General features: G+C 60.6%; 24 protein-coding genes. 13 read left to right on the top strand and 11 right to left on the bottom strand.

Going from position 1 to position 22331, the window contains the following annotated elements; translation table 11 throughout:
• Window positions 1-178: 178 nt before the first annotated feature.
• The 3 genes from hcp (at window position 179) to galE (ending at window position 4058) form a co-directional block, all read left to right on the top strand.
• Window positions 179-1828 carry a hydroxylamine reductase gene (gene hcp / locus G5171_RS17985; protein ID WP_421260557.1) on the top strand — a complete coding sequence of 550 codons (1650 nt, stop codon included), beginning with the start codon at window positions 179-181 and terminating at the stop codon, window positions 1826-1828.
• Window positions 1829-1938: 110 nt separating this feature from the next.
• Window positions 1939-2928 (top strand): 2Fe-2S iron-sulfur cluster-binding protein, encoded by a 990-nt coding sequence (locus G5171_RS17990; protein WP_421260531.1) that lies wholly within the window; start codon window positions 1939-1941, stop codon window positions 2926-2928.
• 116 nt (window positions 2929-3044) lie between these two features.
• The gene (gene galE / locus G5171_RS17995; protein WP_005343309.1) at window positions 3045-4058 is read left to right on the top strand and encodes a UDP-glucose 4-epimerase GalE; all 1014 of its coding nucleotides are present in this window, start codon (window positions 3045-3047) and stop codon (window positions 4056-4058) included.
• 69 nt (window positions 4059-4127) lie between these two features.
• Here galE and G5171_RS18000 read toward each other — a convergent pair whose 3' ends face one another.
• Complete coding sequence (locus G5171_RS18000; protein ID WP_421260532.1) at window positions 4128-4829, bottom strand: phosphatase PAP2 family protein; 702 nt, start codon at window positions 4827-4829, stop codon at window positions 4128-4130.
• 258 nt (window positions 4830-5087) lie between these two features.
• Here G5171_RS18000 and mpl point away from each other — a divergent pair, with 258 nt between their 5' ends.
• Window positions 5088-6458: a UDP-N-acetylmuramate:L-alanyl-gamma-D-glutamyl-meso-diaminopimelate ligase gene (mpl, locus tag G5171_RS18005; protein WP_019445347.1), complete on the top strand. Its 1371-nt coding sequence runs from the start codon at window positions 5088-5090 to the stop codon at window positions 6456-6458.
• Window positions 6455-7066 (top strand): flavin prenyltransferase UbiX, encoded by a 612-nt coding sequence (locus G5171_RS18010; RefSeq protein ID WP_216979453.1) that lies wholly within the window; start codon window positions 6455-6457, stop codon window positions 7064-7066. The genes mpl and G5171_RS18010 overlap by 4 nt, the downstream gene beginning before the upstream one ends.
• A gap of 68 nt (window positions 7067-7134) precedes the next feature.
• Here the strand turns inward: G5171_RS18010 and G5171_RS18015 are convergent, their stop codons facing one another.
• Window positions 7135-7749, bottom strand: a complete 615-nt coding sequence (locus G5171_RS18015) for a TetR/AcrR family transcriptional regulator (protein ID WP_216979454.1) — start codon at window positions 7747-7749, stop codon at window positions 7135-7137.
• Window positions 7750-7950: 201 nt separating this feature from the next.
• Between G5171_RS18015 and hpt the strand changes: the two genes are divergently transcribed.
• The 8 genes from hpt to G5171_RS18055 all read left to right on the top strand — a co-directional run bounded on the left by hpt (window position 7951) and on the right by G5171_RS18055 (window position 13741).
• Complete coding sequence (hpt, locus tag G5171_RS18020) at window positions 7951-8481, top strand: hypoxanthine phosphoribosyltransferase (protein WP_421260533.1); 531 nt, start codon at window positions 7951-7953, stop codon at window positions 8479-8481.
• A gap of 111 nt (window positions 8482-8592) precedes the next feature.
• Window positions 8593-9510 carry an ABC transporter ATP-binding protein gene (locus G5171_RS18025; RefSeq protein ID WP_236348494.1) on the top strand — a complete coding sequence of 306 codons (918 nt, stop codon included), beginning with the start codon at window positions 8593-8595 and terminating at the stop codon, window positions 9508-9510.
• Window positions 9507-10280, top strand: a complete 774-nt coding sequence (locus G5171_RS18030; protein WP_156853559.1) for an ABC transporter permease — start codon at window positions 9507-9509, stop codon at window positions 10278-10280. Before G5171_RS18025 ends, G5171_RS18030 begins: the two co-directional genes overlap by 4 nt.
• Before the next feature lie 231 nt (window positions 10281-10511).
• The gene (locus G5171_RS18035) at window positions 10512-11663 is read left to right on the top strand and encodes a double-cubane-cluster-containing anaerobic reductase (protein ID WP_421260534.1); all 1152 of its coding nucleotides are present in this window, start codon (window positions 10512-10514) and stop codon (window positions 11661-11663) included.
• A gap of 9 nt (window positions 11664-11672) precedes the next feature.
• Window positions 11673-12455, top strand: coding sequence for an acyl-CoA dehydratase activase (locus G5171_RS18040; RefSeq protein ID WP_421260535.1), 783 nt, complete (start codon window positions 11673-11675; stop codon window positions 12453-12455).
• Window positions 12452-12760 (top strand): DUF3343 domain-containing protein, encoded by a 309-nt coding sequence (locus G5171_RS18045; protein WP_204481049.1) that lies wholly within the window; start codon window positions 12452-12454, stop codon window positions 12758-12760. The genes G5171_RS18040 and G5171_RS18045 overlap by 4 nt, the downstream gene beginning before the upstream one ends.
• 14 nt (window positions 12761-12774) lie before the next feature.
• Window positions 12775-13209 carry a MauE/DoxX family redox-associated membrane protein gene (locus G5171_RS18050; protein ID WP_421260536.1) on the top strand — a complete coding sequence of 145 codons (435 nt, stop codon included), beginning with the start codon at window positions 12775-12777 and terminating at the stop codon, window positions 13207-13209.
• Between the two features lie 4 nt (window positions 13210-13213).
• Window positions 13214-13741 carry a rhodanese-like domain-containing protein gene (locus tag G5171_RS18055; protein WP_421212648.1) on the top strand — a complete coding sequence of 176 codons (528 nt, stop codon included), beginning with the start codon at window positions 13214-13216 and terminating at the stop codon, window positions 13739-13741.
• Between the two features lie 83 nt (window positions 13742-13824).
• Here the strand turns inward: G5171_RS18055 and G5171_RS18060 are convergent, their stop codons facing one another.
• The 9 genes from G5171_RS18060 to thpR all read right to left on the bottom strand — a co-directional run bounded on the left by G5171_RS18060 (window position 13825) and on the right by thpR (window position 22187).
• Entirely contained in the window at window positions 13825-15189 is a 1365-nt protein-coding gene (locus tag G5171_RS18060; protein ID WP_421260537.1) for a cation:dicarboxylate symporter family transporter, read from the bottom strand.
• A 144-nt stretch (window positions 15190-15333) separates the two neighbouring features.
• Window positions 15334-16188 carry a pantoate--beta-alanine ligase gene (gene panC / locus G5171_RS18065; RefSeq protein ID WP_019445357.1) on the bottom strand — a complete coding sequence of 285 codons (855 nt, stop codon included), beginning with the start codon at window positions 16186-16188 and terminating at the stop codon, window positions 15334-15336.
• A 201-nt stretch (window positions 16189-16389) separates the two neighbouring features.
• Window positions 16390-17184: a 3-methyl-2-oxobutanoate hydroxymethyltransferase gene (panB, locus tag G5171_RS18070; protein ID WP_005335640.1), complete on the bottom strand. Its 795-nt coding sequence runs from the start codon at window positions 17182-17184 to the stop codon at window positions 16390-16392.
• Complete coding sequence (gene folK / locus G5171_RS18075; RefSeq protein ID WP_421260558.1) at window positions 17181-17690, bottom strand: 2-amino-4-hydroxy-6-hydroxymethyldihydropteridine diphosphokinase; 510 nt, start codon at window positions 17688-17690, stop codon at window positions 17181-17183. The genes panB and folK overlap by 4 nt, the downstream gene beginning before the upstream one ends.
• Window positions 17691-17701: 11 nt before the next feature.
• Entirely contained in the window at window positions 17702-19168 is a 1467-nt protein-coding gene (gene pcnB, locus G5171_RS18080; protein ID WP_421251170.1) for a polynucleotide adenylyltransferase PcnB, read from the bottom strand.
• 147 nt (window positions 19169-19315) lie between these two features.
• On the bottom strand, window positions 19316-20224 hold the full coding sequence (gene gluQRS, locus G5171_RS18085; RefSeq protein WP_421260538.1) for a tRNA glutamyl-Q(34) synthetase GluQRS: 909 nt from the start codon (window positions 20222-20224) through the stop codon (window positions 19316-19318).
• A gap of 111 nt (window positions 20225-20335) precedes the next feature.
• Entirely contained in the window at window positions 20336-20785 is a 450-nt protein-coding gene (dksA, locus tag G5171_RS18090) for an RNA polymerase-binding protein DksA (protein ID WP_005335644.1), read from the bottom strand.
• A 119-nt stretch (window positions 20786-20904) separates the two neighbouring features.
• Entirely contained in the window at window positions 20905-21648 is a 744-nt protein-coding gene (gene sfsA / locus G5171_RS18095) for a DNA/RNA nuclease SfsA (protein WP_421260539.1), read from the bottom strand.
• Window positions 21645-22187: an RNA 2',3'-cyclic phosphodiesterase gene (gene thpR, locus G5171_RS18100; protein WP_064335479.1), complete on the bottom strand. Its 543-nt coding sequence runs from the start codon at window positions 22185-22187 to the stop codon at window positions 21645-21647. The genes sfsA and thpR overlap by 4 nt, the downstream gene beginning before the upstream one ends.
• Window positions 22188-22331: the final 144 nt, after the last annotated feature.

The raw sequence follows: 22331 nt of genomic DNA on the forward strand, positions 1-22331 counted from the left end.
ACCTGAGTTGTCTCTCCTTTTATCCACCCGCTTGCCGCCCTGTTTGGGCGGCTTTTTTTGTTTTTGATCTGCATCAAGGGAATCTTAATTGGCAAATTGAATGCCTATTAAGTTTTTCGCGAGAGGAATAGAATCGCCACAAAACAGACAACTGAAATGTCCAATTAGGAGAGGCATGATGTTTTGTGTGCAATGTGAACAGACTATTCGTACCCCGGCTGGCAACGGCTGTGCCTACGCACAAGGTATGTGCGGCAAGACGGCTGAAACCTCGGATCTGCAGGATGTGCTGATCTATACCCTGCAGGGGCTCAGCGCCTGGGCGCTGGCCGCCCGTGAGCAGGGCATCATAGATCGCGAAATCGATGCCTTCGTGCCCAAGGCCTTCTTCGCTACCCTCACCAACGTCAACTTCGACTCGAATCGCATCGTGGCCTACGTCAATCAGGCCCTCGCCTATCGCCAGCAGCTGGCCGATCGTCTGAGCACCATGGCGGTGCAGGTGAACGACTTGCCACACTCCGCTTACTTCGAACCCGGTGCCGAACTGCTGGAACAACTTGCCCATGCCGCACCAGCCGCCCCGAATCGGGGCAAGAACGAGGTAAACGAGGACATCATGGGGCTGCGTCTGCTCTGCCTTTACGGCCTCAAGGGTGCAGCCGCCTATATGGAGCACGCCCGGGTGCTGGATCAGCAGAGTGACGAGGTGGCCGCCGAATTCCACCGCATCATGAGCTGGCTCAGCACAGATCCGAGCGAAATGGGTCGGCTGTTCAACTGCGCCATGGAGATCGGTCAACTCAACTTCAAAATCATGGAGATGCTGGATCTCGGTGAAACCAGCGCCTTCGGCCATCCGGAGCCGACCCGGGTCAGGGTCACGCCGATCCCCGGCAAGTGCATTCTGGTCTCCGGCCACGACATGATGGATCTCAAACTCATTCTGGAACAGACCAAGGGGACCGGCATTCATGTCTACACCCACGGCGAGATGCTGCCCGCGCTGGCCTACCCCTTCTTCAAGCAGTACCCCCATCTGGTGGGCAACTACGGCTCCGCCTGGCAAAACCAGCAGAAGGAGTTTGCCAACTTCCCGGGCGCCGTGGTGATGACCTCCAACTGCATCATCGACCCGAATGTGGGCAACTACTCGGATCGCATCTTTACCCGCTCCATCGTCGGCTGGCCGGGCGTCACCCATCTGGAGGGGGATGATTTCTCCGCCGTGATCGCCAAGGCACAAGCGCTGGAAGGCTTCAAGCACACCGAGCTCGAGCACTTCATCACCATCGGCTTTGCCCGCAACGCCCTGATGCAGGCTGCGCCCGCAGTGATTGAGAAGGTCAAAGCCGGGGAGATCAGCCACTTCTTCCTGGTGGGTGGCTGTGACGGCGACAAGGCCGAGCGCGCCTACTTCACCGAGTTTGCCAAGGCGGCGCCGCGCGACAGCCTGCTGCTCACCCTGGGCTGCGGCAAATACAAGTTCAACAAGCTCGACTTTGGCGACATCGTCGGCATTCCGCGTCTGCTGGACGTGGGTCAGTGCAACGATGCCTACTCCGCCATTCAGTTGGCGCTGGCACTCTCCGAGGCGTTCGAGTGCGGGGTCAACGATCTGCCGCTGACGCTGGTGCTCTCCTGGTTCGAGCAAAAAGCCATCGTCATTCTGCTCACCCTGCTCTCCCTCGGGGTGAAGGACATTCGTACCGGCCCGACCGCCCCCGCCTTCCTCACCCCGGCTCTGCTCAAGGTGCTGGAGGAGCAGTTTGGCCTGAAAGGGACCACCACGGCCGAGGCTGACTTGGCCGAGATCCTGGCGGCTTAATCGGCACCTCATGTTGTAAGCGTTTGGCGAGCCGTCCGGCTCGCCTTTTTTCTGGATCCGGCTTTTTCACCAGACGTTTTCGAACCGTTTCAAACCTAAGGAGCCTTGTGATGACCTCTCTCACGCTCACCTGCATTGGCCGCCAACAGAACACCCACGACGTCGTGAGCTGGCAGCTGGCGCCGCTTTCCGGCAGCCTCCCTCCCGTGCTGGCTGGCCAGTGCATCACCCTGCATACCGAGATTGACGGCCAGCCGGAGTGCCGCGCCTATACCCTCTCCTCCAGCCCGCAGGATGAATGCTGGCAAGTGACTATCAAGGATGTGGGACGGGTCTCTCGCCATATGCACCAGACCCTGCAAGTGGGGGGCGAGATCCGGGTGGATGGCCCGTTCGGCGACTTCAACCTGACTGCCTTGCCTTGCGAACGGCCACTGCTGCTCAGTGCCGGTTCCGGCATTACCCCCATGTGGGCCATGTTGCGGGACGAGCTCGCCAAACGGCCGGATGCCGATATCCGCTTTATTCATAGCGCCCGCTCGCCAGCAGATGTGATCTTCGCAGATGACTTGGCTGCACTGGCTGAGACCCATGCCGGTGTACGCCATGCCCTGATTCTGGAAGAGGCACCTGCAGATCACCCCTGGATTGGCCGACTTACCCCCGCCATGCTGGCCGAATTGGCCCCAGATCTGCGCGAACGCCATGTCTATCTCTGCGGCCCGGCCCCCTATATGGCGGCGGTCAGCGCCATGCTGGCTGAGCTGGGATTGCCGCCGGATCAGCTGCATCAGGAGTCCTTTGGCCTTCCCCCCACAGACCCCGCCACCACCACCAGCGACCACTTCTGGCTGACCCTGAAAAAGAGCGGCAAAAAGGTGAAGATCCTGCCGGGTCAGACCCTGCTGGCTGCGCTGGAAGCTGCTGGTGAAACCATGATGGCTGCTTGTCGCGCCGGAGTATGTGGCAGCTGTCGTTGCACCACCACTGGTGACATCGAGCGCCAGAGCGTGATGACATTGAGTGCTCAGGATCTGGAGAGCGGCATTGCTCTGGCATGCTCCTGCACTGCGAAAGGGGATATCAGTCTCGATTATTGAGGTGTGGTGAAGGCTTCTGTGAGGTGCGGTGAACGCGTTATCGGTATCCCAACCTTTTCCCAACTAGACAGGGGCGCTAGACTCTGCCCCAGTTTCACCAGAACACGGGATAAAAAATGACAATACTGGTCACAGGGGGTGCCGGCTATATCGGCTCCCACACCCTGGTTGAGCTGCTCGGTGCGGGGCAGCAGGTCGTGGTGCTGGACAACCTCTCCAACTCTTCACCGGAGTCACTCAAGCGGGTCGAACAGATCACCGGCAAGCCGGTCATCTTCGTCGAAGGGGATGTGCTGGACAGAGCCTGTCTGCAGCAGCTGTTTGCCAACCATCAGATCAAATCGGTGATCCACTTCGCCGGTCTCAAGGCGGTCGGGGAGTCGAGCCAGATCCCGCTCACCTACTACCAGAACAACATCACCGGCACCCTGGTGCTGTGCGAAGAGATGGCCAAGGCTGGGGTTTTCCGGCTGGTATTCAGCTCCTCGGCCACCGTCTACGGCGATCCCGCCTCGGTACCGCTGCGGGAAGATTTCCCCACCAGCGCCACCAACCCCTATGGTCGCTCCAAGCTGATGGTGGAGGAGATCCTCCGTGATCTCGCCAAATCCGATCCCCGCTGGGCCATCGTACTGCTGCGTTACTTCAACCCGGTAGGCGCCCACGAGAGCGGCCTGATTGGTGAAGATCCCAACGGCATCCCCAACAACCTGTTGCCCTATATCAGCCAGGTGGGTGTCGGCAAGCTCAAGGAGCTGGGGGTATTTGGCAACGACTACCCGACCCCGGATGGCACCGGCGTGCGCGATTACATCCACGTGGTGGATCTCGCCATCGGTCACCTCAAAGCGCTGGCACGCATCGAGTCTGATACCGGCGTCTTTACCTATAACCTGGGCACAGGTCAGGGGTACTCGGTGCTGGAGATGATCAAGGCATTTGAAGTGGCCAGCGGTCGCACCATTCCCTACCAGATCAAACCCCGTCGCCCGGGCGACATCGCCGAGTGCTGGGCCGAGCCGCACAAGGCCCGTGCCGAGCTGGGTTGGCAGGCAGAGCGCGGTCTGGAGCGGATGATGATCGATACCTGGCGCTGGCAAAGCCAGAATCCGAACGGCTATCAAAGCTGATCTCTAGCGGACTGATAATAAAACGCCCCAATATCTTGATATCGGGGCGTTTTATTTTGTGGTACTCAATCAGTGAGTCTGACTACGTAATAGTGGTAATGGCGCGAGATAGGGAACGATGCGTCCAATCAGCCGATCCGCCAGCGGGGTCAGCAGCAACCAGGGCAGGCAGAGGGTGGCCAGCCCCAGTGCGCCGACGTAGACATCGGTAAACCAGTGAGCGCCCGCCAGAATGCGTGGTGCGGAAAAGAGCGGCACCATCAACAATGCGGTGAGACCCGCCCAACGTGGCAGATAACGTAAGGCGTAACCCGCGAAGATCATCAGGAACAGGGCATGATCCCCCGGGAAACTATCGCCCGAAGAGTCCTTGGTCGGAATACCGCTTAGCTGGGTCACCCGCAGCGCATCGGGCACCATCAGGGTCGGGCTGGGCCGCTCCACCGGCAATCGGTGACCAAGCTGGTTGATCACCAGTGCACTCAGCAGCATGACAATGCCCATCGCCACCAGTTGGCGACGCCCCGCCAAATCCCGGGCAAAGAAACAGCGGGCCAGGATCAACCCCATACAGGTCAGTACTACCAGATCGAACAGCCGGTTATTAGTGATGGCCACCAGATCGGCCCACAGCGCAGACTGCCCGAGCCAGCCATTGACGGTATGAAAAATCGCGAGGTCCCACTGATCCCAGGGACCATGAGCGGGCAGCGCAGCCCAACTGATGGCCACCAGACCACCGACCAGATAGCAAATCAGGAACTTGCCCATGGGGACTCTCCGTTTGAAAAGGGCGATATCGTAAAACTGCAGGGTGCGTCACAAAACCGAAGAATTGTAAGAAAGTGCGACACAAAATCAAGCCTCAAATAAAACCCAGCAACCCACTCCAGCCTCGCACACCGCGACAGCGACAATATTTCTGCCTCCAGTGCGTCATCTGTGGGCCTCTCACCATGAGTGCGGCTTGTGCCACCACCGCAACACCCCCTAGAATGCCCACTTCCCTTTACTGCGAAAGGAAGCGGTATGCATATTCACATTCTCGGGATCTGCGGCACCTTTATGGGTGGTCTGGCGGTGTTGGCAAAACAGCTTGGTTATCGGGTGACCGGTTCGGATGCCAACGTCTATCCCCCCATGAGTACCCAGCTCGAGCAACAGGGCATCGAACTGACCGAAGGCTATGACCCCTCCCAACTCGATCCGGCGCCGGATCTGGTGGTGATCGGCAACGCCATGAGCCGCGGCAACCCCTGTGTTGAATATGTGCTGGACCGCAATCTGCCCTACATCTCCGGCCCCCAGTGGCTGCTGGAGCATGTGCTGCAGGATCGCTGGGTACTGGCCGTTGCCGGCACCCACGGCAAGACCACCACCGCCAGCATGCTGGCCTGGGTGCTGGAGTACGCCAAACTGGAGCCCGGTTTCCTTATTGGCGGCGTGCCGGGCAACTTCCCGGTCTCCGCCCGTCTCGGCTCTGCCCCCTTCTTCGTCATCGAAGCGGACGAGTACGACTGCGCCTTCTTCGACAAGCGCTCCAAGTTCGTTCACTACCACCCGCGTACCCTGGTGATGAACAACCTGGAGTTCGACCACGCCGATATCTTCCCGGATCTCGCCGCCATCCAGCGCCAGTTCCACCACCTGATGCGCACAGTGCCGAGCAACGGCCGGGTGCTGTTCCCGCAAACGGATGACAACCTCACCGCCGTACGCAAGATGGGCTGCTGGAGCGAAGTGGAGCTGGTCGGTCAGGACGACGCCAAGTGGAAAGCGGTCAAGCTGGCCGATGACGGCTCCGCTTTCGAGGTGTGGCTGGATGGCGAAAAGCAGGGCGAGGTGCACTGGGAGTGCATCGGCGAGCACAACGTCAACAATGGCCTGATGGCTATCGCGGCTGCCCGCCACGCCGGTGTCATGGTGGAGCACGGTATTGCAGCCCTCTGCCAGTTCAAATCCCCCAAACGGCGGATGGAGCTCAAGGGCGAGGTAGCTGGCATCAGCGTTTATGACGACTTCGCCCACCACCCCACCGCCATCGAAACCACCCTTGGCGGTCTGCGTGCCAAGGTAGGCAAAGCCCGTATCCTGGCAGTGCTGGAGCCGCGCTCCAACACCATGAAACTGGGGGTACACAAGGAGGAGCTGGCCGGCTGCTTCGATGGTGCTGACGAGGTATTCTTCTTCCAGCCTCCCAACATCGGCTGGGATCTCGGCGAAGTGACTGCCCATATGACCCGACCGGCCAAGGTGTTCAACGATCTGGAGACCCTGATCAACCGGCTGGTGGCCGAGAGCCGTGATGGCGACCATATTCTGATCATGAGCAACGGCGGCTTCGGTGGCATTCATGACAAGCTGATCGCCCGCCTCAAGGATTACCACGGCGAACTATGAACAAAGCGATCACCCTGGCGCTGACCGGCGCCTCCGGCGCCCCCTACGCCCTGCGCCTGCTCCAGTGTCTGGTGCAGGCGGACTATCGGGTCTATCTGCTCGCCTCCTCGGCGGCTCGTGTGGTACTCAAAACCGAGCAGCAGCAGGATTGGCCCGGCTCGCCGAAAGAGCTCTCTGCTTATCTCTGTCGCCAATATGGCGCCATCGATGGGCAGATCGTGGCCTGCGGCAAGGAGGAGTGGTTCTCGCCGGTCGCCTCCGGTTCGGCCGCGCCCAAGCAGATGGTGGTCTGCCCCTGCTCCATGGGCACCGTCTCGGCCATTGCCAACGGCACCTCGGACAACCTGCTGGAGCGGGCGGCGGACGTGGTGATCAAGGAGCGTGGCCAGCTGATCCTGGTGCCCCGCGAAACCCCCTTCTCGGCGATCCATCTGGAGAACATGCTGAAACTGGCGCGGCTCGGGGTGACCATCATGCCCGCCGCGCCCGGCTTCTACCATGAGCCAAAGAGCATTGCGGATCTGGTGGACTTTATGGTCGCCCGCATCCTCGATCATCTGGGTGTCGAGCATGAGCTGACCCACCGCTGGGGCTATGGACACGGCTGAGCAGGCCAGACAAAGCGGATAAAAAAAGGCGCCCCTTGATGAGGGGCGCCTTTTTTCGTTAAGTCGTATCAGCAAGCCTGAATAGGTGCCGTCACGTACTTGAACAGGAAATCAGTCACCTCTTCGCGCGCCGGGCGCTGGGGTTGATTGATCATCTGCATCATCACATAGCCAAAACCGGTCAAAGAGCGGGCCAGATCCTGTGCCGACAGCACGCTGGTGATCTCCCCAGCATCCATGGCGGTTTGCAGCTCGCTGGCGATCAGCTCAAGGCACTGATCGAGCAGCCGGGTATAGCGGGGCCATACCTCTTCCCGAACCGAGGAACTCCACTCCAGCCAGATACCTGCGTAATCGGGCTGGTCGTAGGCCGCATCGACAGACAAGCTCACATGGCGCTTGATCTTGTCGAACATTGAACCATTGCCACTGTATGCCTGCGACAACATCTGGTTCACGAAACGTTCGATCTCGGCCAATACCTCATCTACCAACTCCTCGCGGGTGTTGAAATAGTTGAAGACAGTGGCAACAGAGACCTTGGCCTGCTCGGCAATTTCGGCGTGGCCAGCACGACCGATACCGCGGCGGGAGAACACCTCGATGGCACATTCCATCAATTGGGAGCGACGAGCTTCCGGCGACAGCCGGGTACGACGTCTTATTTCTGCGCGTGGTTCCATAGTTTTTATCATCTAATAGTTATTGATTATGGTGTTTATAGTATTTTAACTAATCATGCCTGAGTGCCTGCTAACTCTATCAATTAAAATAAGCTGATAAAAGCACCACGTATCTCTAGCACCCTTCAACATGAGTGGTAGAATCATCGGTTTTGATATTCATGAACGGCCAAATCCCCCTTGGCCTTATGGGAGTAAGTGATGAAACACACCGTCGAGGTGATGATCTCCGAGGCTGAAGTAGCCGCCCGGATCGCCAAATTGGGTGAAGAGATCACCGCCCGCTATCAGGGTTCTGACGAAGTCGTAATGATTGCGCTGCTGCGCGGTTCCTGCATCTTCCTGGCCGACCTCTGCCGCCAGTGCCAGCTGCCCATCACCCTGGACTTCATGACCGCCTCCAGCTACGGCTCCGGCATGCACAGCACCCGTGACGTCCGCATCCTCAAAGACCTGGAAGACGATATCAAGGGCAAGGATGTGGTGATCGTGGAAGACATCATCGATACCGGTTACACCCTCAACAAGGTGCGCGAGATCCTCTCCCTGCGCGAGCCGAAATCCCTGGCCATCTGCACCCTGCTGGACAAACCCTCCCGCCGCGAAGTGCAGGTGCCGGTCGACTGGGTCGGCTTCGCCATCCCGGACGAATTCGTGGTCGGCTGTGGCATCGACTACGCCCAGAAGTACCGCAACCTGCCCTTCATCGGCAAAGTGGTACCCCAGGAGTAAGCCAGGTTCAGGACTATCACGGGTGAAGTGGCCTTGTGCCCTTTACTTTGTGCAGGCGGCCTTGGCCGCCTTTTCTGTATCGAGCCGGATTCAACCATCACAGAGGTTGCAATGAACGCACTGGAAATCAGCGGCCTGAAAAAGACCTATCAGGGGGGCGTTGAAGCTCTTAAAGGCATTGATCTTACCGTCAAGCAGGGGGACTTCTTCGCCCTGCTCGGCCCGAACGGCGCGGGCAAATCTACCACCATCGGCATCATCAGCTCGCTGGTGAACAAGAGCGCCGGCAAGGTGAAGGTGTTTGGCTACGACATCGACAGCGATCTGGAACAGGCCAAGGCCCAGCTCGGACTGGTGCCGCAGGAGTTCAACTTCAGCCAGTTCGAGAAGGTGATCCAGATCGTCACCCATCAGGCGGGTTTCTACGGCGTGCCCAAGGCGGAAGCCAAGATCCGCGCCGAAAAGTACCTGCGCCAGCTCGATCTGTGGGAGAAGCGCGACATGCCGGCCCGCACCCTCTCCGGCGGCATGAAGCGCCGTCTGATGATCGCCCGCGCCCTGATGCACGAGCCCAAACTGCTGATCCTCGATGAACCGACCGCCGGGGTCGATATCGAGATCCGCCGCTCCATGTGGAGCTTCCTCAAGGATCTCAACGAGCAGGGTGTCACCATCATCCTCACCACCCACTATCTGGAAGAGGCCGAGATGCTGTGCCGCAACATCGGCATCATCGACAAGGGTCGTCTGATCGAGAACACCAGCATGAAAAACCTGCTGGGCAAGCTGGGTCGCGAGACCTTCCTGCTCGATCTGGCGCCTGGTTCTGCCGTGCCGAATGTGCCCGAATTCAACGGCCGCATGCCGGATGAGCGCACCCTGGAAGTGGATCTCGACAAGAGCCAGTCCCTCAACAGCCTGTTCGAGCAGCTGTCGAACCAGCAGGTGCAGGTGCTGAGCATGCGCAACAAGGCCAACCGGCTGGAAGAGCTGTTTGTCACCCTGGTCGAAGAGGGGAGAAAAGCATGAACCTGACCACTTACTACATCGCCTTCAAGAGCATCCTGGCCAAAGAGGTGAGTCGCTTTACCCGGATCTGGATCCAGACCCTGGTGCCGCCCGCCATCACCATGAGCCTCTACTTCGTCATCTTCGGCAACCTGATCGGTTCGCGCATCGGTGACATGGGCGGCTTCACCTACATGGAGTTCATCGTGCCCGGCCTCATCATGATGTCGGTGATCACCAACTCCTACTCCAACGTCGCCTCCTCCTTCTTCAGCGCCAAGTTCCAGCGCAACGTGGAGGAGCTGCTGGTGGCACCAGTGCCCAACTACGTCATCATCGCCGGCTACGTGGGCGGTGGCGTGGCGCGCGGCCTCTGCGTCGGCCTCATTGTCACCCTGGTGTCGCTCTTCTTCGTGCCGCTGCAGATCCACCACCTGTTCAGCGTCTGCGTCACCGTGCTGCTGACCGCCATCCTCTTCTCACTGGGTGGCCTCATCAACGCTGTGTTTGCCAAGACCTTCGACGACATCAGCATCATCCCCACCTTCGTGCTGACGCCGCTCACCTATCTGGGCGGGGTGTTCTACTCCATCAGCCTGCTGCCCCCCTTCTGGCAGGGGGTCTCCCAGGTGAACCCCATCATCTACATGGTGAACGCGTTCCGTTACGGCTTCCTCGGGATCTCCGACGTGCCGCTCGGAACCGCCTACCTCATCATCACCGGCTTCATCGTGGCTCTCTACGGTCTGGCCTGGTGGCTCATCTCGCGCGGCACCGGTCTGCGTCACTGATAGCCAAAACGGGCACCTCGCGGTGCCCGTTTTTTATATCCCTCCAAATGTTGCCACTTCAACCAACTAGCGACCGTCTCAATAACCTGCCTGTTATTAAGGATTTACCTGACACCTTGTGATCTACCGCAACTTTCGAATTACCCCCAAAGGTATAATTCTCGCGGTTGGATGTGCCGTCACGGATGGCTCGTCCGTCTCTTCATTTCTCTCATCAGGGCAGGATCGCCTATGTCACTTATCACCGAGTTGCCAGCCATTTTCGATAGTTTTTCAGATGCCCGTCGTCAGGGCTTTCTGGCTGTGATGGCACTCAAGGAGCGACAGATCCCCCTGGTCGGCACCTACTGCACCTTTATGCCGCAGGAGATGGCGATGGCCGCCGGCGCGGTGGTGGTATCGCTCTGCTCCACCAGCGACGAGACCATCGAGGAGGCCGAGAAAGACTTGCCCCGCAACCTCTGCCCGCTGATCAAGAGCAGCTACGGGTTCGGCAAGACCGACAAGTGCCCCTACTTCTACTTCTCCGATCTGGTGGTGGGGGAAACCACCTGCGACGGCAAGAAGAAGATGTACGAGTACATGGCCGAGTTCAAACCGGTGCATGTGATGCAATTGCCCAATCGCGCCGATGACGAAGCATCCCACACCCTGTGGCGCAGCGAAATCGTCCGCTTCAAGGAGTTGCTGGAGCAGCAGTTCGGCAACCCCATCAGCGAGCAGGCGCTGCGCGACGCCATCGTGCTGAAGAACCGCGAGCGCCGCGCGCTGGCCGACTTCTACCGGCTGGGTCAGCTCAACCCGCCGGCGCTGAGCGGTACCGACATCCTCAAGGTGGTCTATGGCGCCACCTTCCGCTTCGACAAGGAGCAGCTCATCAGCGAGCTGCAGGAGATGACCCGCCGCATCAAGGCCGAGTATGCCGAGGGCAAGCGGCTCGATGCCCGCCCGCGCATCCTCATCACCGGCTGCCCCATCGGCGGCGCGGCCGACAAGGTGGTGCGCCTCATCGAGGAGCACGGCGGCTGGGTAGTGGGTTACGAGAACTGCACCGGCGCCAAGGCGACCGAGCAGTGCGTCAGCGAGGAGGGTGACCTGTTCGATGCGCTGACCGACAAGTATCTGGCCATCGGCTGCTCCTGCATCTCCCCCAACCACCAGCGCATGAATCTGCTGAGCCAGATGGTGGAGGAGTATCAGGCAGACGGGGTGATCGATGTGATCCTGCAGGCCTGCCACACCTATGCGGTGGAGTCGCTCGCCATCAAGCGTCACGTACGAGAACGCCACGGCATCCCCTACATGGCGGTCGAGACCGACTACTCCAGCGCCGACAAGGGGCAACTGGCGACCCGGCTGGCGGCCTTTATCGAAATGCTGTGAGGAGGCGCCGTGTCACTCTCCATCGGGATTGACTCGGGCTCCACCGCGACCAAGGGGATCCTGTTCGACCACAAGGATGGCGGGCGTATCGTCCGCCGTTTTCTGGTGCCGACCCCCTTTCGTCCGCTGGCTGCCATCGAGCAAGGCTGGGAGGAGCTCTCGGCCGATTTGCCAGAGCGCCCCCACCTGACCCTGACCGGCTATGGCCGCGATCTGGCGTCGTTCGCCGATCGCCGGGTTACCGAGATCTCCTGCCATGGGCTGGGGGCTCGCCTGCTCTGCTCGTCGGTACACACCGTCATCGACATCGGCGGGCAGGACAGCAAGGTGATCCAGCTCGATAGCGACGGCAACCTCACCGATTTTCTGATGAACGACAAGTGCGCCGCCGGCACCGGTCGCTTTCTCGAGGTGATCACCCGCACTCTGGGAGCTCGGGTCGAGCAGCTTGACGAACTGCTGCAAGGGGCCGAGCCCCACGACATCAGCAGCATGTGTACCGTGTTTGCCGAATCGGAGGCTATCAGCCTGCGCTCGGCGGGCATTCCGGCCGAGTCAATCCTGGCCGGTATCGTCCGCTCCATGGCCCGGCGCAGTGCCAACTTTATCGGCCGCCTCGGCGCCCGACCGAGCGTACTCTTTACCGGCGGTGTCAGCCACTGCGCCACCTTCCGCCACTATCTGGCCGAAGGGTTGGGCTGCGAAGTGGCCACCCACCCGGATGCCCAGTTTGCCGGTGCGCTGGGTGCCGCCCTGTTCGGCGCGCGCGCCAGCACGGGAGGCAAATCATGAATCAGGAGTTTCTCTACCTGTTCCACTCCACCCTCGGCACGGTCAGACTGCGCAAGCGGCTGGAGCAGCACGACCAGTCGTTTCGGGTCTGCGACGTGCCGCGCCTGCTCAGCGCCGGCTGTGGCCTCGCCATTCGCCTCCACTGCCCGCCAGACGAGTGGCAGCAGTGGTGCCAGAGCGGTGAAACCTCTGCCGTCTTTCGCTGCGAAGCGGACGGCGACTATCGGGAGTTGGCCCGCTATCCGGCCGATAGCCCGGACATGGCGAAGCAAACTCCAGTGGTTGGCAGTCGGAGTCATGGATGATAAAGAGCTATCCCATGGCTGTTTATCTGCGCATGCTGGCCAATCTGGCACTCGGGGGATTTTTCCTCGCCTCCGCCGGGTTCAAGCTGGTCTCCCCCACCCTGTTCATCGAGCAGATCGGCGCCTTTGGACTGATCTGGCCGCCGCTGATCCCGTTCGCCGCTTGGGGGCTGATTGCCCTTGAGCTCTGCGCAGGGCTGGCAGTTATCGCCAACCGGCGCTGGGGACTCTGGCTGGTGATCGGGCTGCTCGCCCTGTTTATTCCGGTGTTGGGCTATGGCGTTGCCATCGGGCTCGACATCTCTTGCGGCTGTCTGGGCAGGGCTGATCTCAGCTCGTTGCCGGAAGCTATTGTGCGGGATCTGCTGCTACTGACGCTTGCGGGCGCCCTGCTGCGAACTTCCCGCCCCGTTTTTCCCGTTCCCGTTTTTCCCGTACTAAAGGAGTAGTGACATGATGACATTGCGCTCCCGCACTCTGGTGGCCTCGCTGATCGCCGCCAGCTTTGCCCTCGCGGGCTGTGGCGACAACCAGTTCGAGCAGGAGGTGAAGCTGGAACAATCGGCTGTGCAGCTGGCACAGGAGGCGCAGCAGGGGGGCTATCAGCTGCTGACCGTGGCCGAGTTGAAAACCCGGATGGACAAGGGCGAGGAGCTGGTGATCATCGACACCATGCCCTATGAGGACTCCTACAAGAAAGAGCACATTCCGGGGGCCAAAAACTTTGTCTTTGTGAAAGAGGCCAAAGCTGGCGACAACTGGAGCGAGATCGTCGAGGGAAGCGGTACACCGGAGCAGTTCCAGGCGCTGCTGGGTGAAGACAAAGCCCGCCCCGTGGTGATCTACTGCGGCTTCGTCAAGTGCGGCCGCAGCCACAACGCTGCCGCCTGGGCGGTGATTCAGGGCTATCAACAGGTCTATCGGGTGCCGGGCGGCATCTTCGCCTGGAAAGGAGCCGGTTACCCCGTCTCTGCCGAATAACCGCGTTTGCCCACAAGGCAACACAGCCGATATGAAAGAAGCCCGCAACTGCGGGCTTCTTTCATATTAGGTAACGCTCGGGGTTAGCTGGCGGCCTGCTGCTCCAGCACCTGCGTCTCGGCCAGCTGCTGTTTGCCCAGCAGGCGCTTGGTGATCATCGCCGCCATGATGGAGCCGTTGACGTTGAGAGCGGTACGGCCCATATCCACCAGCGGCTCGATGGCGATCATCACCCCCACCAGCGCGATGGGGAAGTTGAGAGTGGAGAGCACGATCAGCGCGGCGAAGGTGCCGCCACCGCCGACGCCAGCCACCCCGATGGAACCCAGCGCAATCACCGGCAGCAGAGTCAGCAGGAACAGCGGATCGAACGGATTAATGCCGAGCATGGGGGCAATCATCGCCACCATCATGGCCGGGTAGATGCCGGCGCAGCCGTTCTGACCCAGATTGGCACCGAATGAGGCGGCGAAATTGGCGATGCTGGCGGGCACGCCAAGGCGCTGCTGGGTCTCGATACTGAGCGGAATGGAGGCGGCACTGCTGCGGGAGATAAAAGCGAAAGTGAGCACGCCCCATACTTCCCGCAGGTAGTGCAGCGGGTTCTGACCGATCAGCAGCAGGATCACCATGTGTACCGCAAACATCGCCAGAATGGCGACATAGCAGACCAGAATAAAGCCGAGCAGATTAAGGATCTCGCTCAGCGGATAGTGGGCCACCACTCGGGCAATCAGCGCCATCACGCCATAGGGGGTGAGCGCTATCACCACCCGCACCATCTTCATCACCCACAGTTGCAGGGTGTCGATGGCCACAGCGGCGCGAGCACCGGCCTCTGGATGCTCCGCCTTCATCTGCAGCAGGGCAACCCCGGCCAGCACGGTGAAGATCACCACCCCGATCACCGAGAGGCCGCGACTACCCGCCATATCAGCAGCAAAGTTGGTGGGCACCAGCGAGAGCAGCAGAGCCGGCAGGGTCTGGGCACTGTCGATGGTGCTCATGCTCTGTTGCAGGGCTGCCGCGTCGCTGCCGTGGCTCAACAGCCCGGTGGCGGTAAGGCCGCTCAGGTGGGTAATGCTCATCCCTACCACACCGGCGATCATCACCAGGGTCAGCATGGAGCCGATCAGCACGGCGCTGATCTTGCCGAGGGACTGGGCCTGCTCCAGCTTGTTGATGGCGGAGAGGATGGAGGTGAACACCAGCGGCATCATCACCACCTTGAGCAGGCTGACATAGCCGCCGCCGATGATATTGACCCACTCCAGGGTCTGCTGGACGCCGGCATCATCGGCGCCCCAGCCCAGCTGCAGAGCGAGACCAAACAGCCCCCCCAGCAGCAGACCGGCGAGCACCTTGCGCGAGAGCGGCACCGAAGCGGGTAGCCGGGTCAGGGCAAAACAGAGCAGACAGAAGAGCAACGAAGCAAACAAGGTAAACATAAATAAACACCTGTAGCGGCCATCAGGGCCGATTGTGGAGCGAGAAAACAGCGGGTGCGAGCAGAGTCGCGAGGGAAAACGCCAAATGGCAGGCGTGAAAAAGCAGCGGACGCCCGGGAAGGCGTCCGCTGACAATCGGGAGAATTACTTCTTTACGGTGACGACGCGGTTGTCGATAAGGCGGGCCTTGCCCAGATAGGCAGCCATCAGGATCACCAGCTGCGCGCTCTCGTCAGTGGCAGATTCGAGGGTGGCGGCATCGACGATGTCGATGGCATCGGTACGAAAACCGGCGTTGTCGAGGCGTTGGCTGGCCTGCGCCACCAAGGAGGGCAGGTGGTGGTCACCCGCTTCGATCTGCTCGGCGATCCAGTTCATGGTGCGCGCCAGCTCGGGAGCAATGGCCCGCTCGGCGGCAGTCAGGTAGCCGTTGCGGGAAGAGAGTGCCAGCCCGTCTTCGGCCCGCACGGTCGGCACGCCGACGATCTCTATGGGCATCGCCATGTCGGCCACCATCTTGCGAATAAGCGCCAACTGCTGGTAATCCTTCTGGCCAAAGCAGGCCACATCCGGCTGTACCAGATTGAACAGCTTGGTGACGACGGTGCTGACCCCGCGGAAGTGACCCGGACGCAGCGCCCCCTCCAGCAGATTGGAGAGACCCGGCACCTCGACGAAGGTCTGGCTGGCCAGCCCCTGCGGATACATGATCTCCGGCGTCGGGGTGAATACCATATCGACACCGGCCGCTTCCAGCGCAGCGCAATCCTGCTCCAGAGTGCGCGGGTAGTTGGCAAGATCCTCGGCCTTGTCGAACTGCATCGGGTTGACGAAGATGCTGACCACCACCTTCTCGGCGTGGCTGTGCGCCTCTTTCACCAGCGTCAGGTGGCCCTGATGCAGGTTGCCCATGGTGGGCACGAATGCGATGGCACGCCCTTCACGGCGCCATTGGCTGATCTGCTCACGCAGAACGACGGGATTATTTACGACCAACATCAGCAGTTCACCTTCCGATAAATCAAAAAGAGAGACGGGTTGCATCTACCGGTAGCGCTCGGGCGGGATGGGGCACGAACATGGCTATCAGCAGTTCACCTTTAGATGAATCAATAAGATACGGATTAGCTATACGGATTAACTGTGCGAGGCTGACAAGCAGAGACGGGGGCCGCAGCCCCCATCATGCAACAGCCAGGATCAGTTGAAGCAGTGCTCCGGGCCGGGGAAACTCCCCTCGCTCACCTGCTGGACATAGAGGCGGATGGCGGCACGCACATCGCCGGTCTCGGCCAGGAAGTTCTTGGTGAACTTGGGCACATAGCCGGAGGTGACGCCAAAGGCATCGTGCATCACCAAAATCTGACCGTCGGTCGCGGGGCCGGCACCAATGCCGATCACCGGGATGCGAAGCGCCTTGGTGATTCGCTCGGCCAGCGCAGTGGGCACACACTCGAGCACCAGCAGCTGGATACCGGCCGCTTGCAGTTCGAGGGCCTGACGGTAGATCTCCTGCGCCTGAAACTCATCTCGCCCCTGCACCTTGAAGCCGCCAAAGACATGAACGGATTGCGGGGTGAGGCCGAGGTGACCGCACACCGGCACCCCGTTGCGGGTAAGGTGGCGGATGGAGTCACAGAGCCAGTCGCCCCCTTCCATCTTCACCATGCGGGCACCGGCCGCCATCAGGCGGGCGGCGTTCTGGTAAGTCTGCTCGGGGGTGGCGTAGCTCATGAACGGCATATCGGCGACCACCAGTGCCTTGCTGGCACCGCGCGCCACACAGCGGGTGTGATAGACCATCTCATCCATGTTGACCGCCAGGGTATCCTGACCCCCTTGCAGCACCATGCCCAGCGAATCGCCGATGAGCAGCACGTGGGCCCCCTCGTCGTCGAACAGCTTGGCAAAGGTGGCATCATAGGCGGTGATGGCGGTGAACTTTTGACCTTCCTGCTTCATCTTCAGCAGGCTGGCGGTGGTGATCTTGCTCATAGAGGCTCCTGTACGTCTGCACGCGGGGCAATGATGGCCAGATCATTGTGCGGGCAGCGGGCAACCAGTCGGGCGAGCGGGGTGCCGCAGGGCAGCACCAGAGCAGGCGCAATTTCGGCAAGGGGCAGCAGCACGAACTCCCGCTCCTTCATGCCGTAGTGGGGTACGATCAGACGCTCATGGTTGATCACCTGATCCCCATAGAGCAGCAGATCGAGATCCAGAGTTCTCGGCCCCCACCGCTCATCTTTGCGCACACGTCCCTGTTCCAGCTCGATTTTTTGTAATTGATCCAGCAGCGCAAGGGGCGCGAGCCGGGTATTGAGCCGGGCCACGGCATTGACGTAGTCCGGTTGGTCAGCAGGCCCCATGGGGCGGCTGCTGTAAAACGACGAGGCCTCCACCAGCACAGATTCCGGCAACCTTGCCAACGCGGCAACGGCGCGAAGAGCCTGACCCAGCGGGTCAGACAGGTTGGAACCAATGGCGATGAAGACCTCGGTCATCACGTCTGTTGTCACTCGGCCACTTTCGGTTTGCGGCGACGGGGGCGACGACGGTTGCGGCTGTTGCTGCTGCGCTTCTCGCCATCGTGGCTGCGAGCCTCGCCGCGCTCACCGCTGGCCGGGCGACGGGTCGCTTCACGCTGCAATTGCGGGCGCACATCCGGATTGGAGGCAACATAGCGCTCCCACCAGCTGGCCAGCTCGCCGAGACCGCGCTCGACCCGGTTGCGCAGCAACAGGAAGTCGAACGCCGCGCGGAACTTGGGATGCTCCATGGCGCGCTCGGGGTGCTTGCCCTGACGACGGGTCAGCCGCTGTTGCAGTGCCCAGATGTCGCGGACATCTGTGGTGAAACGGCGGGGAACGGCGATGATCCGCACCTGATTGTCCAGCACCTCGTTGATCGCAAGCATGAAGGCGTCATACCAGGGCAGGCCGCTCTCGTTCTCCAGCACCCGACCACGGGCCTCGACGCAGCCCCACAGCAGGGTGGCATAGAGGAAGGCGGGGGTGACGCGCTTCTCTTCACGAACGCGGGTGTCGGTATCGATCAGCGCCTGCTCGATAAACTGCTCATAGGGCGAGTTGCCGTGCGGGGTAAACAGCGCAGCCACTTGCGGGAAGAGCTGCTGGAACAGACCATACTCGCGCAGCAACTTGTAGGTCGCCAGACCGTCGCCAGCCAGGAACAGCTTGAGGGTCTCCTCAAACAGGCGGGCTGCAGGGATGTCTTGCAGCAGTGGCGCCAGCTCCTTGATGGGGGCGGCAGTGCGCGGGCTGATGGTCATATCCAGCTTGGCGGCGAAGCGCACGGCGCGCAGCATCCGCACCGGATCTTCACGATAACGGGTCTCGGGATCACCGATCAGCTCAAGCTTGCGCTCGGCCAGATCTTCCAGACCCCCTTCGAAATCGTGCAGGGTGAAATCTTTGGCGCTGTAGTAGAGGGCGTTGACGGTAAAGTCGCGGCGCTCGGCATCCTCTTCGATGGTGCCGTAGACGTTGTCGCGCAGCAGCATGCCTTCATCAGACTGGGCCGACACATGTTTGCTGGTATTGACCTGATGGTGGTGACCCCGGAAGGTGGCCACTTCGATCACGTCACGACCAAAGACAATGTGGGCCAGGCGGAAACGACGGCCAATCAGGCGGCAGTTGCTGAACAGCGCCTTGATCTGCTCCGGCGTCGCATCGGTTGCGATGTCGAAATCCTTGGGCGTCTTCCCGAGCAGCAGATCCCGGACTCCGCCGCCGACCAGGTAGGCCTCATAGCCCCCTTTGTTCAGGCGATAGAGCACCTTGAGTGCATTCTCGCTGATCTCTTTGCGCGAAATCGGGTGCTGATCACGGCTTAAGGTACGACGTTGACCGGCGACACGGGCTGGAATGGGGGATTCCACCGACTGCTCGCCGTCTTCCTTGCCGAGCACCTTGCGGCAAAAGTTTGCGATCTGGGAAAAAATGGTACACCTCTTCATGACTTCTAAATTGACGGGAGGCCAAAAAATAGCGGCCTATGATAGCTCACGCCTAACCAAATGAAAAACCGTGCTGACAATTGATCCCGCATGAAACCGTCTGCCAGCGAAAATAGCGGTCAATCAAACAAAAATCACCTGGTCGACTCAGCAATCCGCGAGCGGGATCTTCTCGCTGGCGGGCACCCGTTCTAGCTGCCAGTTGGCGATGCCCCACTCGATGATCTCGTCGATTCGGCTCGCCATCAGCTCGGGCGGCGGGCACTGGCCGAGGAAGTGCAGCGCCTGCCACAGGGCCGGGCGCACCTCATCGAGCGCCAGCGCCGGCGCATGGTTCTGCTTGGAGAGCTTGTTGCCGTCGGCCAGCACCGCCAGCGGCAAATGCACCCAGTCGGGCACCGCTGCCCCCAGGGTCTGGTAGAGGGCAATCTGGCGCACCGTGGGCTCCAGCAGATCGGCGCCGCGCACTATCTCGGTGATGCCGCTGTCCATATCATCCACCACCACCGCCAGGTTGTAGGCGTAGAGCCCGTCGCGGCGGCGGATAATGAAATCCTCCTCGGCGAGCGCCGCCGGTACCGCGATATGGCCCTGCAAACGATCGTCGAAGTGGTAGACCGGATGGTGCTGGCGCAGCCGGGCGGCGCAACCTTCGGCCGCAAGCCCCAGCGTGCGGCAGTGGCCGCTGTAGAGACCGCCCGCGGCCATGATTTCGCGCCGGGTGCAGCGGCACCAGTAGAGGTCCCCCGCCCGATAGAGCTGGTCGATGATCTCGTTATAACGGCCGTGGCGCGCGCTCTGGAACATCACCTCCCCATCCCACTCGAGGCCATATGCTTCAAGAGTCTTGAGGATCAGGGCCGCAGCCCCCGCCATCTCCCGCGGCGGATCGATATCTTCGATGCGTACCAACCAGCGTCCCTGCTGCGCTCTGGCCTGCAAAAAGCTGCCGAGGGCGGCGATCAGCGAACCGAAATGAAGCGGGCCTGAGGGTGAGGGAGCAAAGCGGCCGACATAGGGACGTACAAGGGGTGAGGACGGGGGATTCACTGGCATGACTGTTCGGGTAAGCGATTCATTGAGGCTGCATTCTGGGGCGCGACAGCCAAAAGCTCAATAAAAAAGGGAGCCCGCGAGCTCCCTTTTTCATATACCAGAGGGTCGGGATCAACCGGCCATCTGTTTTTCCTTGATCTCGGCCAGCGTCTTGCAATCGACACAGAGGTCGGCAGTCGGACGGGCTTCCAGACGGCGGATACCGATCTCGATACCGCAGTGTTCGCAGTAACCGAAATCATCGTCTTCAAGCAGCTGCAAGGTCTTCTCGATCTTCTTGATCAGCTTGCGTTCACGGTCGCGGGTACGCAGTTCGAGAGCGAACTCTTCTTCCTGCGCGGCACGATCCACGGGATCCGGGAAGTTGGCAGCCTCGTCTTTCATATGGTCGACGGTACGATCAACTTCCTGCATCAGTTGGTTGCGCCAGGCACCCAGGATCTTGCGAAAATGCGCCTTTTGTTGGTCATTCATGTACTCCTCACCCGGCTTTTCCTGGTAAGGCGCGACACCCGCAATGGCCAGGGGGCCCAGAGATTTCCTGTTTTCGCCTGTTGGCATGCCCTGTCTCCTAATTCAGCACGCTACCCGTGCCATCCATAATTTGAGGGCGACATCTATAGCAGAAGGGTAACGGGTAAGCAAACGAGCCGTACCAATAATGTTACCCACTCCAATATTTATGAACTCCCCTCGGGTAACAGGTGACCAGAGTCAAACGGGATAAACCCTTGGGCCACCATGCCTTGCACCCCAACATGGGGCCGATAGCATAAAATTTCAACCCCCGCCGCAATTGACTGCTCAATTAGCAGACTATAGTGCGGATCTATATGGGTTGCAGGGCGCATCCGGCTTATTCCGGAGTGTAACACCATAAAGAGCAGCACGGCCCTGTGACCGGCCGCTTTCATGGCCATCAATTCACGCAAATGCTTGGCGCCACGGGCAGTGACCGCATCGGGGAAGTAGCCCATGCCAGCCTCCTCCCGCTCGTCGAGCAGGGTGACCGATTTTACCTCGATGTAACAATTGCCCTTCTCGTCATCTTCCAGCAACAGATCGATGCGACTGTTCTCTTCGCCATACTTCACCTCGGTGCGCAACCGGCTGTAACCCGCCAGCGGAGCGATAGCCTCCTGCTCGATCAGCTCGCGGGCGATCTGGTTGGCGCGCGCCGTGTTGACGCAGATAAAGTGGCCCGCCGGGCTCTCGGCGATCTCCCAGCTGTTGAGCAGCTTGCGCTTGGGGTTATCGGAAGTGGAGTACCAGACCCGAGTACCCGGATCGGCACAACCGGTCATGGCACCGGTATTGGCGCAATGGATGGTAATGACCTCGCCGTTATCGAGTTGCACATCGGTCAGAAAGCGCTTGTAGCGGGCCACCAGCTGGCCCGATTGCAGGGGGGGATCAAAGATCACGGGTTAGCCCTCCGCGCGTCTTCTTTTACCCGGGCGCGCAGCGGCCAGCAGGCAAGCGGCTCGTAGCGTACCCCGTCCGGAGTCGAGATGGATTGATAGAGGCAGAACTCATCGGCCTGCAGCAGAAAATTTGGGGCAGGCAGGATGGCCGGAGCCTCACCCGCCTTGCGCGACAGGGTGACATGGGGGCGATAACCCTGCTCGCCATTGCCAAGGCGCAACTTCTCGCCGTGGCGGCGCAGCGCCTTTGCCAGCACGGTCAGCTCGTTGGGCCACTCCTTCGGGCCAATCCAGGCAGCCTTGGCCCGGCTGAACCAGCCGGTCTCATCCAGCCTGATGGAGAGCGGCGGACAGTGCTGACGCTCCACGGCGGCGATCAGGCGGCGGGTGGTCAACTCGTCAGCCTCACCCAGAAATGCCAGGGTCAGGTGGAGGTTGGCTTGCGGCACCGGCTGACCGGGCCAGGGCAGCTGATCGCGCCAGGCGATGAGCTCGGGGGCGAGCTCCTTGACGGGCAGGGCAAAGAAGAGTTTGGCCATGTGGTGATAATGCCTTTTTCACGCTCATTGGATGGGCCCATTCTATGGCAGCTATCCGGCCATGTCTCGCCAGCCTCCCGCCCGAGTGGCCATATCCGCACATCCACTCACGGTGGCACGGGCGGCTGTGGCAGAATAGGCGCC

Origin of the sequence: Aeromonas sp. 600774 (assembly GCF_049175075.1) — a bacterium.
In the GTDB taxonomy this organism is placed as follows: Bacteria; Pseudomonadota; Gammaproteobacteria; order Enterobacterales; family Aeromonadaceae; genus Aeromonas; species Aeromonas veronii_A.

Excerpts from the sequence above, each read along its gene's own strand:
- hcp (WP_421260557.1), top strand. The coding sequence starts at position 179 with ATGTTTTGTGTGCAATGTGAACAGACTATTCGTACCCCGGCTGGCAAC.
- G5171_RS17990 (WP_421260531.1), top strand. The coding sequence starts at position 1,939 with ATGACCTCTCTCACGCTCACCTGCATTGGCCGCCAACAGAACACCCAC.
- galE (WP_005343309.1), top strand. The coding sequence starts at position 3,045 with ATGACAATACTGGTCACAGGGGGTGCCGGCTATATCGGCTCCCACACC.
- G5171_RS18000 (WP_421260532.1), bottom strand. The coding sequence starts at position 4,829 with ATGGGCAAGTTCCTGATTTGCTATCTGGTCGGTGGTCTGGTGGCCATC.
- mpl (WP_019445347.1), top strand. The coding sequence starts at position 5,088 with ATGCATATTCACATTCTCGGGATCTGCGGCACCTTTATGGGTGGTCTG.
- G5171_RS18010 (WP_216979453.1), top strand. The coding sequence starts at position 6,455 with ATGAACAAAGCGATCACCCTGGCGCTGACCGGCGCCTCCGGCGCCCCC.
- G5171_RS18015 (WP_216979454.1), bottom strand. The coding sequence starts at position 7,749 with ATGGAACCACGCGCAGAAATAAGACGTCGTACCCGGCTGTCGCCGGAA.
- hpt (WP_421260533.1), top strand. The coding sequence starts at position 7,951 with ATGAAACACACCGTCGAGGTGATGATCTCCGAGGCTGAAGTAGCCGCC.
- G5171_RS18025 (WP_236348494.1), top strand. The coding sequence starts at position 8,593 with ATGAACGCACTGGAAATCAGCGGCCTGAAAAAGACCTATCAGGGGGGC.
- G5171_RS18030 (WP_156853559.1), top strand. The coding sequence starts at position 9,507 with ATGAACCTGACCACTTACTACATCGCCTTCAAGAGCATCCTGGCCAAA.
- G5171_RS18035 (WP_421260534.1), top strand. The coding sequence starts at position 10,512 with ATGTCACTTATCACCGAGTTGCCAGCCATTTTCGATAGTTTTTCAGAT.
- G5171_RS18045 (WP_204481049.1), top strand. The coding sequence starts at position 12,452 with ATGAATCAGGAGTTTCTCTACCTGTTCCACTCCACCCTCGGCACGGTC.
- G5171_RS18050 (WP_421260536.1), top strand. The coding sequence starts at position 12,775 with ATGGCTGTTTATCTGCGCATGCTGGCCAATCTGGCACTCGGGGGATTT.
- G5171_RS18055 (WP_421212648.1), top strand. The coding sequence starts at position 13,214 with ATGATGACATTGCGCTCCCGCACTCTGGTGGCCTCGCTGATCGCCGCC.
- G5171_RS18060 (WP_421260537.1), bottom strand. The coding sequence starts at position 15,189 with ATGTTTACCTTGTTTGCTTCGTTGCTCTTCTGTCTGCTCTGTTTTGCC.
- panC (WP_019445357.1), bottom strand. The coding sequence starts at position 16,188 with ATGTTGGTCGTAAATAATCCCGTCGTTCTGCGTGAGCAGATCAGCCAA.
- panB (WP_005335640.1), bottom strand. The coding sequence starts at position 17,184 with ATGAGCAAGATCACCACCGCCAGCCTGCTGAAGATGAAGCAGGAAGGT.
- folK (WP_421260558.1), bottom strand. The coding sequence starts at position 17,690 with ATGACCGAGGTCTTCATCGCCATTGGTTCCAACCTGTCTGACCCGCTG.
- pcnB (WP_421251170.1), bottom strand. The coding sequence starts at position 19,168 with ATGAAGAGGTGTACCATTTTTTCCCAGATCGCAAACTTTTGCCGCAAG.
- gluQRS (WP_421260538.1), bottom strand. The coding sequence starts at position 20,224 with ATGCCAGTGAATCCCCCGTCCTCACCCCTTGTACGTCCCTATGTCGGC.
- dksA (WP_005335644.1), bottom strand. The coding sequence starts at position 20,785 with ATGCCAACAGGCGAAAACAGGAAATCTCTGGGCCCCCTGGCCATTGCG.
- thpR (WP_064335479.1), bottom strand. The coding sequence starts at position 22,187 with ATGGCCAAACTCTTCTTTGCCCTGCCCGTCAAGGAGCTCGCCCCCGAG.